15 protein-coding genes are annotated in these 15,731 nt (G+C 72.2%); 5 read left to right on the top strand and 10 right to left on the bottom strand.

Features of this window, described 5'->3' with window-relative positions; genetic code table 11:
* The 6 genes from ABZ463_RS01620 to ABZ463_RS01595 all read right to left on the bottom strand — a co-directional run bounded on the left by ABZ463_RS01620 (position 1) and on the right by ABZ463_RS01595 (position 7,369).
* Positions 1-816, bottom strand: a complete 816-nt coding sequence (locus tag ABZ463_RS01620) for an SDR family oxidoreductase (RefSeq protein ID WP_352009431.1) — start codon at positions 814-816, stop codon at positions 1-3.
* A gap of 9 nt (positions 817-825) precedes the next feature.
* Positions 826-2,682 carry an ABC transporter ATP-binding protein gene (locus ABZ463_RS01615; protein ID WP_362771921.1) on the bottom strand — a complete coding sequence of 619 codons (1,857 nt, stop codon included), beginning with the start codon at positions 2,680-2,682 and terminating at the stop codon, positions 826-828.
* Positions 2,679-3,515 carry an ABC transporter permease gene (locus ABZ463_RS01610; RefSeq protein ID WP_362771919.1) on the bottom strand — a complete coding sequence of 279 codons (837 nt, stop codon included), beginning with the start codon at positions 3,513-3,515 and terminating at the stop codon, positions 2,679-2,681. Before ABZ463_RS01610 ends, ABZ463_RS01615 begins: the two co-directional genes overlap by 4 nt.
* Positions 3,512-4,450: an ABC transporter permease gene (locus ABZ463_RS01605; protein WP_362771917.1), complete on the bottom strand. Its 939-nt coding sequence runs from the start codon at positions 4,448-4,450 to the stop codon at positions 3,512-3,514. The genes ABZ463_RS01610 and ABZ463_RS01605 overlap by 4 nt, the downstream gene beginning before the upstream one ends.
* A gap of 5 nt (positions 4,451-4,455) precedes the next feature.
* Positions 4,456-6,180: an ABC transporter substrate-binding protein gene (locus tag ABZ463_RS01600; protein ID WP_352009427.1), complete on the bottom strand. Its 1,725-nt coding sequence runs from the start codon at positions 6,178-6,180 to the stop codon at positions 4,456-4,458.
* Between the two features lie 244 nt (positions 6,181-6,424).
* On the bottom strand, positions 6,425-7,369 hold the full coding sequence (locus ABZ463_RS01595; RefSeq protein ID WP_362771915.1) for a LysR family transcriptional regulator: 945 nt from the start codon (positions 7,367-7,369) through the stop codon (positions 6,425-6,427).
* A gap of 177 nt (positions 7,370-7,546) precedes the next feature.
* Between ABZ463_RS01595 and ABZ463_RS01590 the strand changes: the two genes are divergently transcribed.
* Entirely contained in the window at positions 7,547-7,966 is a 420-nt protein-coding gene (locus ABZ463_RS01590) for a hypothetical protein (RefSeq protein WP_352009425.1), read from the top strand.
* A 4-nt stretch (positions 7,967-7,970) separates the two neighbouring features.
* Here ABZ463_RS01590 and ABZ463_RS01585 read toward each other — a convergent pair whose 3' ends face one another.
* The 4 genes from ABZ463_RS01585 to ABZ463_RS01570 all read right to left on the bottom strand — a co-directional run bounded on the left by ABZ463_RS01585 (position 7,971) and on the right by ABZ463_RS01570 (position 11,825).
* Positions 7,971-9,173: a cysteine desulfurase-like protein gene (locus tag ABZ463_RS01585; RefSeq protein WP_352009424.1), complete on the bottom strand. Its 1,203-nt coding sequence runs from the start codon at positions 9,171-9,173 to the stop codon at positions 7,971-7,973.
* 105 nt (positions 9,174-9,278) lie between these two features.
* Positions 9,279-9,572, bottom strand: coding sequence for a hypothetical protein (locus ABZ463_RS01580; protein WP_352009423.1), 294 nt, complete (start codon positions 9,570-9,572; stop codon positions 9,279-9,281).
* A complete protein-coding gene (locus tag ABZ463_RS01575; RefSeq protein WP_352009422.1) occupies positions 9,569-9,907 on the bottom strand; it encodes a hypothetical protein in 339 nt (112 codons plus the stop codon). The genes ABZ463_RS01580 and ABZ463_RS01575 overlap by 4 nt, the downstream gene beginning before the upstream one ends.
* A gap of 214 nt (positions 9,908-10,121) precedes the next feature.
* Entirely contained in the window at positions 10,122-11,825 is a 1,704-nt protein-coding gene (locus tag ABZ463_RS01570) for an AMP-binding protein (RefSeq protein ID WP_362771911.1), read from the bottom strand.
* 146 nt (positions 11,826-11,971) lie between these two features.
* Between ABZ463_RS01570 and ABZ463_RS01565 the strand changes: the two genes are divergently transcribed.
* From ABZ463_RS01565 to ABZ463_RS01550, 4 genes are all read left to right on the top strand, one after another.
* Positions 11,972-12,616: a hypothetical protein gene (locus ABZ463_RS01565; protein ID WP_352009420.1), complete on the top strand. Its 645-nt coding sequence runs from the start codon at positions 11,972-11,974 to the stop codon at positions 12,614-12,616.
* Between the two features lie 199 nt (positions 12,617-12,815).
* Complete coding sequence (locus ABZ463_RS01560; RefSeq protein WP_362771909.1) at positions 12,816-13,046, top strand: DUF6289 family protein; 231 nt, start codon at positions 12,816-12,818, stop codon at positions 13,044-13,046.
* Positions 13,047-13,500: 454 nt separating this feature from the next.
* Positions 13,501-14,949, top strand: a complete 1,449-nt coding sequence (locus ABZ463_RS01555; RefSeq protein ID WP_352009418.1) for a DNRLRE domain-containing protein — start codon at positions 13,501-13,503, stop codon at positions 14,947-14,949.
* Between the two features lie 172 nt (positions 14,950-15,121).
* The gene (locus ABZ463_RS01550; RefSeq protein WP_352009417.1) at positions 15,122-15,613 is read left to right on the top strand and encodes a MarR family transcriptional regulator; all 492 of its coding nucleotides are present in this window, start codon (positions 15,122-15,124) and stop codon (positions 15,611-15,613) included.
* Positions 15,614-15,731: the final 118 nt, after the last annotated feature.

Raw genomic sequence — 15,731 nt, 5'->3', positions numbered from 1 at the left:
TCACCGGACGCCGGGCAGCGGGAGGACTCCCAGGCTCGCGTCGAGGCCGCCGTCGGCGACCAGCGTCGTCCCGGTGACGTAGGAGGCGGCCGGGGAGGTCAGGAACCAGACGACCTCGGCCTGTTCGCGGGGTTCTCCGAAGCGCTGCAGCGGGATGCGCCTCTCGATCTCCGCCGCGAAGGCCGGGTTCTGCCGTACCCCCTCGTTGATCCGGGTCCAGGTGAGGCCGGGGGCCAGGGCGTTGACCCGGATGCCCTGGACGGCGTAGTCGATGGCGGCGGCCCGTACCAGGTTGATGACGGCGCCCTTCGAGGCGTTGTAGGCCCAGTTGCCCGGGTCTGCGCGCAGGCCGGCGACGGAGGCGGTCACCACGATGGAGCCGCCGCCTCCCTCGCGCAGCACGGGTGCCGCTGCCCGGATGCCCAGGACGGGGCCGCGCAGGTTGACGGAGAGGATGCGTTCGGCGGCCTCTACCGCGCCGGGCGCCTCGAAGGGACGGGTACCGCCGATCCCGGCGTTGAGCACGACGGCGTCGAGCCCGCCGAACTCCTCGACGGCCAGCGCGACCGCCTTCCGGTTGGCGGCCTCCGTGGACACGTCGCCGACGAGGGGGACGACCCGGTCGAGGCGGGCGATCTCCTTGAGGCTCCACTCGTCGTGGTCGACGGCGACGACGCCGACTCCCCGTTCGGCGAACAGTTCCACGGTCGCCCGGCCGATGCCCGAGGCGGCGCCCGTCACGACGACGGATCGCGGCGCCGGGGTCCAGCCCGGGTAGAGGCCCTCAGGACGTGGTTCAGGGGTGGTTGGGGTCATGTCGGCCTTTCAGGTCCGTGACGGGGACGGGTCTCCCGGCCGCGGGTCGCGCGGTTCCGGGTTCTGGGAAACGCGGGTGTGCCGTACGGGGCCGGGGCCGATCCGTGGCACGGCGGCGAGCAACGCCCGGGTGTAGGCGGCCTGTGGAGCACGGAAGACGGCCTCAACCTGTCCGGTTTCGACCACCTTGCCGTCCTTCATGACCGCCACCCGGTCGCACACCTGGCGGATGACGCCCAGGTCGTGCGAGATGAACAGCAGTGAGACCCCGGCCTCGTGTCTGAGCCGGGTGAGCAGCGTCAGGATCTGCGCCTGCACGGTGACGTCGAGCGCGGAGACCGGCTCGTCGCAGACGAGCACGTCGGGGGCGGGGGCGAGCGCCCTCGCGATGGCCACGCGCTGCCGCTGACCGCCGGACAGCCGGCCGGGCCGGCTGCGGAGGACGGCGGGGTCGAGCCCGACCTGCCCGAGCAGCTCGGCGACGCGTTCACGTACGACGCCTTTCCGAGCGCGGGGCAGCGCCTCCGCGACGATCTCCTCAACGGTGTGGCGGGGGTCGAAGGAGCTCAGCGGGTCCTGGTCGACGAGCTGGATGCGGGAGCGCCGGGCGCGGCGGTCCCGTTCCTTCAGGCCGCTCCAGGGCCGGCCGTGCAGCAGCACCGATCCGGCGTCGGGTTCGAACTCGGCCATGACGATCCTGGCGGTCGTGCTCTTGCCCGAACCCGACTCCCCCACGATTCCCAGCGCCTCCCCCGCGGCCAGGTCGAACGACACGTCGTCGACCGCGGTGCGGTGGGAGCCGCCGGGTGAACGGAAGCGTTTGACGACCCCCCGGACGGTGAGGACCGTCTCGGCCCGCGTCGGCGCGGCGGGGCCTGCGGCGCGCTTCCTGGACGCGGTCGCGGGCACGGCCCCCGGATACCAGCAGCGCACCACCCGGTCCGTCCCGTACGGCAGCGCCTCGGGCGGCCGTTCACGGCAGCGGTCGTCGGCCAGCGGGCAGCGGGGCGCGTAGGGGCAGCCCTCCTGGGCGGCGGGTGCGGAGCGGAGCCCGGACAGGTCGGGCACCGGGCCGTCGACGGAGGGCACCGCGGCGAGCAGGTCGGCCGTGTAGGGGTGGGCGGGCGCCGTGAGCAGGCCGACTGCGGGCCCCTGTTCGACGACCGTTCCCGCGTAGAGGACGGCGACGTGGCCGGCGAGCCTGGCGACGACCGCCAGGTCGTGGCTGATCAGCAGCAGTGCCGTACCGGCGTCCCTCCTGGCGGCCAGCACGTCGAGGACCTGGGCCTGGACGGTGACGTCGAGGGCGGTCGTCGGCTCGTCGGCGATCAGCAGCCGGGGGCGGGCCGCGACGGCGGAGGCGATCAGGGCGCGCTGCCGCAGGCCGCCGGACAGTTCGTGGGGGTACTGCAGGAGGCGGACCTCGGGGTCGGGGACGCCCACCTCGGACAGCAGCGCGATGACCTGGTCGTCGAGGTCGTCACGGGTGGCCAGGCCGTGTACCTCAAGGGGTTCGGCGACCTCGTAGCCGACCCTGCGCAGCGGGTCGAGGGAGGTCAGCGCGTCCTGCAGGACGTAGCCGATCCGCCGTCCGCGCAGCCGCCGCCACTGCCGTCCGCCCAGCCCGAGCAGGTCGTGTCCCGCGAAGGACAGGGTGCGCGCGCGAACGTCGGCGCCCTGCCCGGCCAGGCCGAGCAGCGCGCGGGCGGTGACGCTCTTGCCGGAGCCCGACTCGCCGACCACGGCCAGGCACTCGCCCGCGCGCAGCGTCAGGCCGACGTCCCGTACGGCGCGCACGACGCCGTGCCGGGTGGTGAAGTCGACGGAGAGCCCGTCCACGACGACCAGCGGTTCCTCCCGCGTCACGGCTCCCGCCTCTCGTAGCGGGCCTGCAGGGCGCGCCCCACGGCCGTGGCGGACATGACGGTCAGGGTGATGGCGGCGCCGGGGAAGAGGGCGAGGGTCCAGGAGACGTCGAGGTAGTTACGGGCCTGGGCGAGCATGGAGCCCCATTCGGGGGCCGGTGGCCGTGGGCCGAGGCCCAGGAAGCTGAGGGAGGCTCCGGCGATGACGGCGGTGCCGACGTTCAGCGTCGCCAGGACCAGCAGCGGCGCCAGCGTGTTCGGCACGATGTGCCTGCGCAGAACGCGGCGGGGTCGCAGCCCCAGGTTGGTCGCGGCCCTGACGTAGGCGGAGTTCCGCACGAGGAGGGCCTGGACCCTGACGACGCGGGCGAAGCCGGGGGCCAGGGCGACGGTGATGGCCAGGGTGGCGTTGCGGGTGCCGGGGCCGAGGACGGCGACCACGAGCAGTGCCGTGAGGACGCCGGGGAAGGCCAGCAGGATGTCGGCCAGGCGCATGGCCACCTCACCGGCGACCCGTCCGCCGAGCGCGGCCAGCAGTCCCCACGCCGAGCCTGCGGCTCCGGCGAGCAGTGTGGAGCCCAGGCCGACGAACAACGAGGCGCGGGCGCCGTACACGACACGGGCGAACACGTCGCGGCCGAGCTGGTCGGTGCCGAACGGGTGCCCGGCGCCGGGGCCTCGCAGGGCGGCGGTCGCGTCCACCTGGTCGGGTGCCCCGGCGAACAGCGCGGGGAACGACGCGGCGCAGCAGACGAGGGCGAGGAACGCGCAGGCCGCCCACAGTCCTGGCCGCGGGCGCGTTCCCCGGTACGGCACGAGCGTGGGGGCGGTCACGGGGTGGCCTGCCGTACACGGGGGTCGACCACCCGGTAGAGCAGGTCGAGGCCGGTGTTGATCACTGAGAAGATGAGGGCCGCGAGCACGACGACGCCGGTCACCACGGGGAAGTCCCTGCCGTTGACCGCCGAGACGATGACCTGGCCGAGTCCCTGGCGGGCGAAGACCGTCTCGACGACCACGACTCCGGCGAGGAGTTCGCCGAGGGCCCAGCCCGACAGGGTGAGGACGGGCAGTGCGGCGTGCCGCAGCGCGTGCCGCAGCCGGATGCGGTTCTCCGTGGCGCCCCTTGACCTGGCGGTCAGGGCGAAGGGCTGTCCGAGGGCGCGTTCGACGCCCTCCCTGGTGATCTGCGCGAGCACGCCCGCGATGGGCAGCGCGAGGGTGATCCACGGCAGCACGAGCGCGCGGGGACCGTCCTCGCCGAGTACGGGGAACCAGTGGAGGGTGAAGGAGAAGGCGCCGAGCAGCAGGATGCCGATCCAGAAGTTGGGGGTCGAGACGGCGCAGAACTCCAGGACGCGGGAGACGGCCCCGGCTCTGGGGCGTCCCGCGGTGAACAGGGCCAGGGTCACCGCCAGGGTGAAGCCGAGGACCGCGGCGCCGGTGGCCAGGGCGACGGTCGCGCCGAGCTGTTCCAGGATCACCGCGCTCACCGGCTGGTTGAGCTGGTAGGACTCGCCCAGGTCGGCGCGGGCCAGCCTGCCGATGAAGATCGCGTACTGGACGGGCAGGGGATCGTGCAGGCCGTACCGGGCGCGGATCGTCTCCAGCACCTCGGGGGTGGCGTTCGCCTGGACCCCGCCCGCGATGACGTGGGCGGGGTCTCCGGGCACGAGCCGCATGCCGATGAAGGCCAGTGTCGCCGTCCCCCACAGCACGAACAGGGTCAGCGCGAGCCTGCGTGCCAGCCGGCGTGCCAGCGGCGGCATGGGGATCAGGCCCCCAGCCAGGCGCCGTGGAAGACGGGGTAGGTCTGCGCGTCGAAGGCGACGCCGCGCACCCGCCCCGACAGGCCGACGAGTTGCACCGGCGTGTAGAGGGGCAGCACGTAGGCCTGCCTGAGGACCTCCTTCTGCACGGCCGCGTAGTCGCGCCTGGCCGTCTCCGGGTCCGAGGTCTCGGCCGCCTCCTCGACCCGTTCGTCGATCTCGGGTGAGTCGACGAGAGCGACGTTGCCGCCCGCCTTGGCGTAGGTGTTGCCCGAGGCGAAGGCGAATCTCAGCACGTCGGGGGTCGGCCTGGCGAAGCTGACGTCGATCAGGTCGTAGCCGCCGCCGATGAGGTACTCGCTCACGTAGGCGCCGGTGTCGACGGGGGGCCGCCGGATCTCGATGCCGGCGAGTTTGGCCTGTGCCTGGACGCCCTCGGCCAGGACGTCGCGCTGGTCCTTGTTCCCCTCGGCCCAGAAGGGCCACACGAGGGTGAGCCGTTCGCCGTCCTTGACGCGGTAGCCGTCCTTGTCGGTCTCCTTCCAGCCCGCCTCGTCCAGGAGCCTGGCCGCCTCCTTGGGGTCGTAGGAGGCCAGTTCGCTCTCGGCGCCCGCGTCGTAGGCGGCGGTCACCGCGCTGAGCGGGTTGCGCGCCGCCCTGTAGTGACCGAAGTAGACGCTCCTGACCAGCTGGTCGACGTTGACCGAGGCGGACAGGGCGCGGCGGACCCGCACGTCGCGCAGCGGCCCCCGGGTCTGGTTGAGGTAGAGGTTGTAGTTGAGGCCGGGTGTCTCCTGGGCGTTCAGCGTGAACCCGGGCAGCGTCTTCAGCCTGTCGGCGTTGACGGGCGGCACACCCGCCATGGCCTGTGCCTGGCCGCTGGTCAGCGCGCCGTACCGCGTGGCGTCCTCGGAGACGAACTCGAAGACCAGGCCGTCGAGGTAGGCGGCTCCCTGGTGGGAGGCTCCCGCGGGGGTCGCGGTGTAGCCGGGGTTGCGCCTGAGGGTGACGCGCCTGTCCTTCTCCCAGGAGACGTAGGAGAAGGGGCCGGTGCCGACCGGCCGGTACTCGGAGACCGGCTCGGCGAGCGCGGCCGGGCTCTGGATGCCCAGGTAGGGCACGGAGAGCGCCTGCAGGAAGGGGGTGAAGGGCCGGGAGAGCGTCACCTCGACGACCAGGTCGCTCACCACGCGCGCCCTCCGGTACGGGGCGATCAGCGAGGCCGCGTAGGCCGACTTCGTCCCGGGGTCGACCACGTGGTCGAGGGAGGCCTTGACCGCCGCCGCGGTGAGCGGGGTGCCGTCGTGGAAGGTGACGCCCTCGCGGAGGGTGAAGGTGTAGACCTTGCCGTCCTTGGAGACCGTCCACTCCTTGGCCAGCCAGGGACCGAAGCTGTCCGGGCCGGTCTGCGCCACCAGGGAGTCGAAGACGTTGCGGTCGATGAGACCGGTCACCGCGGTGGCCGCGACGGCCGGGTCCAGCGATACCTGGGTGCCCGCGATCGCGTAGGTGAGGGTGCCGCCCGCGACGGGCGCGCCCGAGGGGCCCGCGACGGCCCGCGCCACCGGCCGGTCAGCGCCTCCTGTCATCACGGAGACGACGACGGCGCCTGCGACGACGGCCGTGGCCAGACAGGCGATCAGGACGACGGGGCGCCGGGAGCGCAGGGCGCCCCGCCTGCGGCCGGGGATCGGGGTGGCTCTGGTGGCCGGGTCATCGCTCGGTGTCATCGGCGTGGCCTTCTTCTGGGGCGTGGAACGCGTGCGCGAGAAGGGGCGGACATGCCATCGGCGGGTGAGCCGAATGGCCGGAAAACGCACCCTCCGTGGAAAGAAATCATTTTCCCCGGCCCCGGGCAAACGTCAGGGCCGCACAGCGATCACACCATGTCAGGCGATTTACGTCAATGACGTCCGAGCATTTCAGGCCACCTTTCACGAATATTCGCCAAGCAATTCACCCTGCCAATCGATGTCAATTTGAATTGCTTATCGGATGGCTGGTCTTGTATTGGTCGCGACGCTGCCGCTCTCCACCGGGAAGGCCGGTGAGAAACGGCCGGGAGGGCGGGACCTCGGCGAAGAAGGCGCGCAGGGTGTCGCCCGCGTACGCCTCGATCGCCGGGTCGAGTCCCTGCCTGCTGAGCAGGCGCAGCCCGAGTGTGCCCTGCGGGGGCAGCTGGCGGACCTCCTCAAGTCCCGGCGGGACGCCGCACGCGGTCGGCATCAGGGCGACGCCGAGCCGCGCCCTGACCGCGGTGAGGACGCCCTCCAGATTGGCCGCCTCGGTGGTGATCCGCACGATCCAGCCGAGTCTCTCCAGCGCGCCCACGGCCTGCTGGCGCAGCCCGCAGGGCTCCTGGAAGGCGACGAGCGGCAGCGGCGCGCCGGGCGCGGGCGGAACCCAGTCCGGCGCGGCCAGCCAGCGCAGCGGCAGGGAGCCGACCTCCGTCCCTCCCACGTTGGCGACCGCGCCGAGGATCAGCGCCATGTCCACCGTCCCGCGCAGCGTCGCCTCGGCGAGGACCGTGCTGCGGTCCAGCCGGAACACCACGTCGCGTCCCGGCAGGGCGGACATCAGGACGGTGAGCAGGTCGGGCAGGACCGGGGAGGCCGCGTGCTCGACGGCCCCGACGGTCAGCGTCGGAACCGGCTCCGCCCCGAGCCTGCACATCGCCTCGTCGTGCGCGGCGAGGAGTCGCCGCGCCTCGGCCAGCAGCGCCTCGCCGGCCGCGGTGAACCTGGTCAGCCTGCCGGCCCGTTCGACCAGCGGACGTCCGACGACACGTTCCAGAGACCGCACGTGCTGGCTCACCGTGGGCTGGCTCGTCCGCAGCGCGGACGCCGCCCGGCCGAAGCCGCCACACTCCGCGATGGCAACAAAAGTACGCAGTTGCACAAGATCGAGCAATGCTCCCATGTTCCCATGATAAACCGAAAACCCACTTTATCTACCTAGAATGTTGGTTGTTGGGTCCGGAACCCGCCTGAACGGCCGAAACGCGGGCGCACGAGCCGCGCGGAGGCGGCCTTGAAAGAGAGGAAATCCGTCAGCTACGCTGACGATCAACTAAGCTGATGGATTGGAGCCCGCCGCATGTCCTCGACACCACCCGGCGAGATCGCGGCCCGCGCCGCCCTCGCGGTGACGGGCCTGGTCACCACGCTCCCCGTGTTCGCCCTGGTCAACCCGTCCATGCTGGGGTCGACCTACGGCGTGACCGACCCCGATCCCATGGTGCTGGCGCTGCTGCAGCACCGCGGCGTGCTCCAGCTCCTGCTGGGCGCCGCCCTGCTGTGGGCCGTCCTGTCCCCGCCCGTCCGGCTGGCCGCGTGCCTGGCCGCGATCCTCGCCAAGGCCGCCTTCCTCGGGCTCACCTTCCTCAATCCGGCGGCCCGGCCCGGCCTGTCGACGGTGAGCATCGTCTTCGACCTGGGCAGCATCGCCCTGCTGGCGTTCGTCGCCGTACGTGAGACGACCGCCCGGCGCGCGCAACCCGCTGGGACGGCCGCCTGAGAGCTCACCCGGCCAGTTCGCGCACGCCCTTCAGCAGCCGGTCGACGTCCTGCTCGTCGGTGTAGGGGGCGATCCCGGCGCGCACCGCGCCCGTGTCCCCCAGGCCGAGCCTGCGGGAGCACTCCAGCGCGTAGAAGGAGCTGGCGGGCGCGTTGACCCCGCGTTCGCCCAGCAGCCGGTAGGTGTCGGCAGGCGTGACCCCGCCGACGGTGAACAACGTGGTCGGGGTGCGCTCGCGCCCCGGCGCGCCGTACGTCCGCACCCCGCCGATCTCGGCCAGGCCCGCCTCAAGCCGGTCGAGCATGGCCCGTTCGTGCCCTTCGAGCGCGGCCATCGAGCGGGCGAGCCGCGCGCGCCTGTCCCCCTCGCCCGGCACGAGGTCCGCCAGGAAGCCGACCGCCGCCGTCGTGCCCGCCAGCAGCTCGTACGGCAGTGTGCCCAGCTCGAACCGCTCGGGCACGGCGTCACTGGCGGGCAGCAGCTTGTCGGGGTTGACCGTCTCAAGCAGCGCCGGGTCCGCGGCGAGCACGCCCAGGTGCGGGCCGAGGAACTTGTACGGCGAGCAGGCGTAGAAGTCGGCGCCGAGCGCCCCCACGTCGATCAGACTGTGCGGCGTCAGGTGCACCCCGTCCACGTAGACCAGCGCCCCGGCCTCGTGCGCCCGCGCGGCGATCGCCGCGACGTCGGGACGGGTACCCAGCAGGTTCGACGCGGCCGTGACGGCGACGAGCCTGGTGCGCTCGGTGAGCAGGTCCGCGACCGCGGCGACGGGCAGTTCCCCGCTGTCCGGGTCGAAGTCGGCGCGGCGAACCGTGACGCCGCGCGCCAGGGCGGCCTGCTCCCAGGGCCGGATGTTGGCGTCGTGGTCGAGTGTGGTGACCACGACCTCGTCGCCGGGACGCCACTCCTTGGCCAGCGCGCGGGCCATGTCATAGGTCAGCTGCGTCATGCTGCGGCCGAAGACGACGCCCTCCGGCGTGGCCGCGAGCAGGTCGGCCATCGCCCGGCGGGCGCCGGTCACGATCGCGTCGGCGCGGCGTTCGGCCGCGGTCATGACTCCCCGGTTGGCGACGGCGGAGCGCAGCGTCCCGGCCACCGCCTCGGCGACCACACCGGGGGTCTGCGAACCGCCCGGCCCGTCGAAGTGCGCCGCCCCCTCCGCCAGCGCGGGGAAGTGCGCCCGTACCGCCGTCACGTCGTATGCCACAGGGCCTCCAGGCTCGTTCCTCGGACAGCCGGTCGCCGTGTGGACCGGCCCCCCGGACAGACTTCCCCGGACGGCCGTCTCCGACTCCTCACCTGGGGCCCCGGGTCAGGGGTGCTCGTGCCGTACGTGTGCCTCCTCGGGCCGGTCGCGCCGCAGCCTGTCGTGGAAGCGGCGGATCAGCCTGGCGGCTCCCGCCGGGTCTCCGGTCGTGTGGTACCTCCACCGGTCGCGTTCCCCGACCCACCGGAACCACTCAGGCCCGGCCCACACGATCAGCCCCGGGGCGAGGCTGAGCATCGGATCGCCGGAGCTCGTCGCGAACACGTCGTGCTCCTCGGTCTCGACCCCGGCCGCGCGCAGCTCCCGCCGCAGGTCGGCCAGTGCCCGCTCGGCCCTCACCGCGCCGCCCGCGCCGGTGCCTGACTCGGTGGCCTGTCCCTCGGCTCCCCATGGAAAGGGATGTGCTCCGCGTGGCGCCCGCCGTACGGAGCCTCGGGTCCGGGAGAGGCGGCCCGCGCGGCGAGGTACTCCATGTGCCTGACCGTGCTCTCCAGCTCCTGCGGGGTCGAGGCCTCGACGTGGGGTGTGGCGGCCAGGTGTCCCGCCGTGGGCATCGCCCAGAAGCTGTGGGTGTGCAGGCCGTACCAGATCGTCCAGTTCGGCAGCCGCAGGGCCAGCTCCCGCGCCGCCGCCACGTTGCCCGCCGTTCGCTCGTCCGTCGTTCGTCCGTTCACCGCGCGCTCCCACCTCCGCCGAAGAAACCACCGACTTCCTCAGAGAGGTCGCGCGACCGTCCGTGCCGGGTGGCAGCCGGGGGCGTGGGGCGGACGGTCCCGTCCGCCCCACGCCCCCGGACCAGGCACTGTTCGTGAACGGGTGACATGTTTGTCCACTCCCGGTCACCGTCCCGGTCACCCTCACCGTCGCCGGGGCGGGGTACGGCGGGCCTCAGGAACGCAGTTCGGGGAACTGGTCGTCGCGCCACTCGCCGGAGGAGCCGCCCTCGGCCGCGTCCCGTTCCGCGCGTCCCCTCAGCTCCACACGGCGGATCTTGCCGGAGACCGTCTTCGGCAGCCCGGAGAACTCCAGGCGCCGTACCCGCTGGTACGGCGCCAGCCGCTCGCGGGCGTGACGCAGGATGGCCAGCGCGGTCTCCCTGTCCGGCTCCCACCCGGCCGCCAGCGTGACGTAGGCCTTCGGCACGGCCAGGCGCAGCTCGTCGGGCGCGGGCACCACGGCGGCCTCGGCGACGGCCGGATGCTCGATGAGCACGCTCTCCAGCTCGAAGGGGGAGATCTTGTAGTCGGAGGCCTTGAACACGTCGTCGGTGCGGCCGACGTAGAAGATGTAGCCGTCCGCGTCGCGGGAGGCGACGTCTCCGGTGTGGTAGTAGCCGCCCGCCATGGCCTCGGCGTTGCGTGTCTCGTCGCCCCGGTAACCGGCCATCAGCGAGACGGGCCGCTCGCCCAGGTCGACGCAGATCTCCCCCTCCTGGGCGCGCTCGCCGGTGACGGGATCGACCAGAACCACCGGGACCCCGGGCATGGGCAGCCCCATCGAGCCGGGCTTGACCGGTTCGCCGGGCACGTTGCCGACCGAGAGCGTGGTCTCGGTCTGCCCGAAACCGTCGCGGATCGTCAGCCCCCAGTGACCGCGGACCTGCTCGATCACCTCGGGGTTCAGCGGTTCCCCGGCGGAGACCACCTCCCGCAGCCGCCCCGGCCCGCCCGACAAATCAGCTTTTATCAGCATCCGCCAGACGGTCGGCGGTGCGCAGAACGTCGTCACCTCCGCCCTGCGGATCTGCGCGAGCAGCGCGCCCGCGTCGAACCTGCCGTAGTTGTGCACGAAGATCGTCGCCTCGGCGATCCAGGGCGCGAAGAAGCAGCTCCAGGCGTGCTTGGCCCACCCGGGGGAGCTGATGTTCAGGTGCACGTCCCCCGGCCGTACGCCGATCCAGTAGGCCGTCGTCAGGTGGCCGACCGGATAGGAGACCTGGGTGTGCTCGACCAGCTTCGGCCTGCTCGTGGTACCCGAGGTGAAGTACAGCAACAGCGGGTCGTCCGGCATGGTGCCCGGATGCGCCGCCGGGGGCGCGTCGAGGGTGTGGGCGTCACGGTAGGCGACCCAGCCCGCCGGGGCGCCGTCGGCGCAGATCCTGACGTAGGTCCCCTCGATCCCGTCGAACTTGGGGGTGTCGGCGGCGTTGGCGATCACGTACCGGGCTCCGCCCCTGCCGATGCGGTCGGGCAGGTCGCCCGGGCCGAGCGCGGTGGTCGCGGGCAGGATCACCGCGCCCAGCTTCATCACCGCCAGCATCGACTCCCACAGCTCGATCTGGTTGTCGAGCATGAGCATGACGCGCTCCCCCCGGCGAACCCCCTGGGCCGCCAGGAACGCCGCGACCCGGTCGGAACGCCGGGCCATCTCGTCGAAGGTGTAGCGGGCCTCGGAACCGTCCTCCTCGACGATCCACAACGCCGTACGGCCGTTGCCGCGCGCGATCGCGTCGAACCAGTCGACCGCCCAGTTGAAGGGGCCCTCGAACCGGGGCCAGGTGAAGCGCCGCACCGCCTCCGCGTGCTCCCCGCCGCATCCCAGCAGCAGGTCACGCGCCTGACGATAGATCTCCGTGTTACCGCTTTTCCCCATCGCACGACTCCTCTCTGCGGCACCTTACTCCGGGCGGCGCTCGGCACCGTTTCCGAAACAAAGGGCTTTTTCGTGAACCGGCCGGCGGGCGCCGGCGTCATCGTGCGGGAGGCCACAGCGGGCTCCCGCACGAGTGAGGAGTCATGATGCGTGGGTCGAAGGCCACCGCCGTACTGACCGCCGCGGGAGCGCTGGCGCTCTGCGCGCCGGCACAGGTCCAGGCGGAGACCGCGACGACGGCGGGGCACACCGCCGTGGCGAAGCCGTCCGAGGTGGCGGGCAGATTGTTCCGGGCCTGGCTGGGGAGGGACCGCCGCGCGGCCTCCGCCGTGGCGACGCCCGCCGCGGTGAACGCGGTCTTCGGGTACCCGTACCGGGCGCCGGACCGCTTCGCCGGTTGCGCCGGCAACGCCTGCCGGTTCGTCCACACGAGCGTCCGCGTCCCCGGCGGGCTCAACGGAATTCTGATGATCGTGTCGGGACCGAGGGTGACCAGGGTCTACACCTCACGCCACGTCGCCACCCCCGGCGGGGCCGCCACCCGCCTCTTCGGCGCATGGCGGGCCGGAGACAGGAACCGCGGTCTTGAGGTCGCCTCGGCCGGGGCGGTGAAGACCCTGTTCAGGACCAGGTACGGCGGCGTCGGCCACATCTTCCAGGGATGCGAGTCCGAGCGTGGCGGGCAGCGGTGCGCCTACTCCTACGAGGGCGGCGCCATGTTCATGCACGCGCGCAGGCTGTCGGCGGGGTCGGGGTACTGGATCGACTCGATCGACTACGTCGCGGACTGATTTTCGGACATCGCCGTCCCGGCACCGCGACTGTCGGGACGGCCTCATCCATGAGACCTCCGGTTGCCGGTTCACCGTCCCGCGCACACCCTGGCAGTGATCCATGAAGGATCCGTGAGGGATCCATGAGGCCTCCGCCGTCCGCCATCGGGGCCTTTTCGTTCCACGCCCTCCCACGAACAGGAAGGACCCCCCAACGATGCGCCGCGTGCTCCTCGTCACCGCGTTCGCCGCTCCCCTTCTCGCCCTTCTCCCCGCCGCCCCGGCCCAGGCCATGCCCTGTGGGATGGGGCGCAGCTGCAGCACCACCTACTACTCCGACGACTCGCTCACCACCGCGGTCGGCGGCGAGTGGACCGACTGCTACGGCTACACCGCGAGCTGGGGGGTCTGGAGCGGTCACAGCACCTACCACGAGAGCGACTGCTGACAGTCCGCGGGGCCGTACGTCCGGGAAACGGGGGTGCGGCCCCGCGCGTTCCGCGTCGCGGAAGGAAACGAATACGCCGGTGTGACGTGCGCCACACTGCACTAATGTCCTTATTTTTCAGTACTTATTCGTGATAGTTATTTGGGCCAACGGGGATCTTGCTTCATCGCAGAAACGGGGAACCATGCTCGCACCCACGACGGGACACCCTCACCAAGGGTGATCACACCGGTTCGCTCGGCGAACCGGCCGCCTTCCTCCCTCTTCACACCGACGCCACGGGGCAAGAAACGGCGCCGGTGAATCCCATGCCGGAGGAATCCGTAACCGCCCGCCGTTTCCAGGGGAAATGACGGGCGCTCGAACTCCACGCGACCCGTCACGGTCGGTGTGAACGCGTTTTCCGTGCGAAAAGGCATTCCCGTCGAATGTTCGCTCACGACATAGGACGCACATGCGCATTTCTCTTGGGGGTTCCCTGGGCCGGCTGGCCCTGGGCGTGACGACGGTGGCCGCTCTCACCGGCGGGACGGCCGTCCAGGCCCTGGCCGCGCCGGGCGCAGGGCAGCCGCAGACCGTGGCCGACGACGACGCTCGGGACGCCGTCGAGCAGGCCGCCGCGGAGCAGGCCGCCTCGCTGGGGCGGGCCGTCCCCGTGCCGGGTCTGACCGACGAGACCAGCACCACCGTGGCCAACCCCGACGGCAGCTTCACCTCCACGATCACCTCCGGCCCCTCGCAGGTCAGGCGGAACGGCCAGTGGGTGGCCGTCGACACCGACCTGGTCGAGGAGGGCGGGGCGCTCAGGCCGCGCGCGGCGCGGGCGGACGTCAGGATCTCCGGCGGCGGCGACGGGCCGCTGGCGACGCTGACGGACGACGCGGGACGCGTGTTCTCCCTGCAGTGGCCCAAGCCGCTGCCCAAGCCCGTCGTCAAGGGGAACGTCGCGACGTTCACCGACGCCGCCGGACCCGCCGCCGACCTCGTCGTGACCGCGCTGCCCACCGGTTTCCGGCACGACGTGGTGCTGCGGGAGCGGCCCTCTGGCCCGCTCGAACTGCGCATCCCCGTCCAGACCACCGGGGTCGCGCTGTCGGAGTCCCCGGCGGGACGGCTGCTGCTGACCGACACCGAGGGCACGGACAACGGCGAGGTCGTCGCCTCGGCGTCGCAGCCGCTGATGTGGGACTCGCGCGGGCACGGCAAGCCCCGCGGTAAGGCGGTCTCGGTGATCGACACGAGGGTCGAGACGGAGAACGGCTCGACGACCCTGGTCCTCAAGCCGGACCAGGCGTTCCTGTCCAACCCCGCGACCGTCTACCCGGTGACCGTCGACCCGACGACCACCCTGCCCATCGAGGCGGACACCGACGTCGCGACCTCCTGGAACTCCCACCCGGGCGACGTCCTGATCATCGCCGGGACGATGCTGAAGGAGGACCAGAGCGGAAGCGACGTCATGCGCTCCCTGCTGAGGTTCGACACCCACGCGCTGAACAGGAAGAAGGTCCTGTCGGCCCGGCTCGGGCTGTGGAACGTCGAGACCAGCGCCTGCGGCAGGCGGGTCGGCTCGGGCCTGACCGTGGAGCGCCTCACCGGCGCCTGGAACGAGCACAACCTGACCTGGGCGAACAAGCCCCCGGCGACCTCGGTGGGCGCCACGACCAACCGTGAGGGTCGCGGCCGTACCTGGACCGCTCCCTGCCGCCGCGGGGCGGGCTACCTGCGCTGGGAGGTGACCTCCATCGCCCGTGCCTGGGCCGCCGGCGCCCCCAACCACGGCGTCCAGCTGCGCAGCGCCAACGAGGCCGAGGCCGACAACTGGCGTGCGTTCGCCGCCTCGGAGAACAAGGAGGAGGGCGTCGGGCAGCCGACGCTCACCGTCACCTACCGGCGGCACTGACCCCTCGCCGACCCCTTTCACCGACCCAGGACCGGCCCCGGCGGGCGGGCGCGACGCGCTCACCCGGCGGGGCCGGTCCGCGTACACGGTCGTGCGGACGGCCCGGGCTCAGTACGGTCTAAACAGAGGGCGTCGCCACGGGGGCGGCGAACCGTACAGCGAAAGGGCGCGCATGACCACCGAAGCGATCCACGGCGGCGGCGACGAGCTTCCCTCCGGCGGGGAGAGCGATTCGGCCTGGGTGGTCGAGGAGGCCTCCCTGGTCCTGGTCGAGGTGACGCTCAACGCGGTGGCCGAGATGAGCGACCTGTCGCTCACCCAGCTTCGGGTGCTGCTGGCGGTCGACCGGCACGGCCCGCTCAACCTCAGCACGCTCGCCGCCCACCTCAGCATGTCGATCTCGGCCACGGGCCGGATGGTCGACCGGCTCGACGGCGCCGGGCTGCTGACCCGTTTCCCCGCCCCGCACAGTCGCCGTGAGATCCGCATCGAGACCGCCGAGCGGGGCCGGGAGACGCTGCGGCGGCTGCGCTCGGCCCGTCGCAGGCGCATCGGCGCGGCGCTGGAGCGGCTGACGCCCGGGACGCGGCAGGCTCTCGCCCGGGGGCTGCAGGAGTTCACCGCGGTCGCGCAGGACGAGGACGATACCGACCTTCTCTCCTGAAGCTCCGTTTTCCCCATGACAACCCCACACATCCAGCCATAAAGGCCCGTTCGCGACGGCCCACATCAATGGCTCATTTTCCTTCCTCATATCCACCTGACGTGCAGAAAACCCCGCA

Source organism: Streptosporangium sp. NPDC020145 (assembly GCF_040631275.1).
Classification (GTDB): domain Bacteria; phylum Actinomycetota; class Actinomycetes; order Streptosporangiales; family Streptosporangiaceae; genus Streptosporangium.
This window is presented reverse-complemented; position numbering and strand designations above follow the sequence as displayed.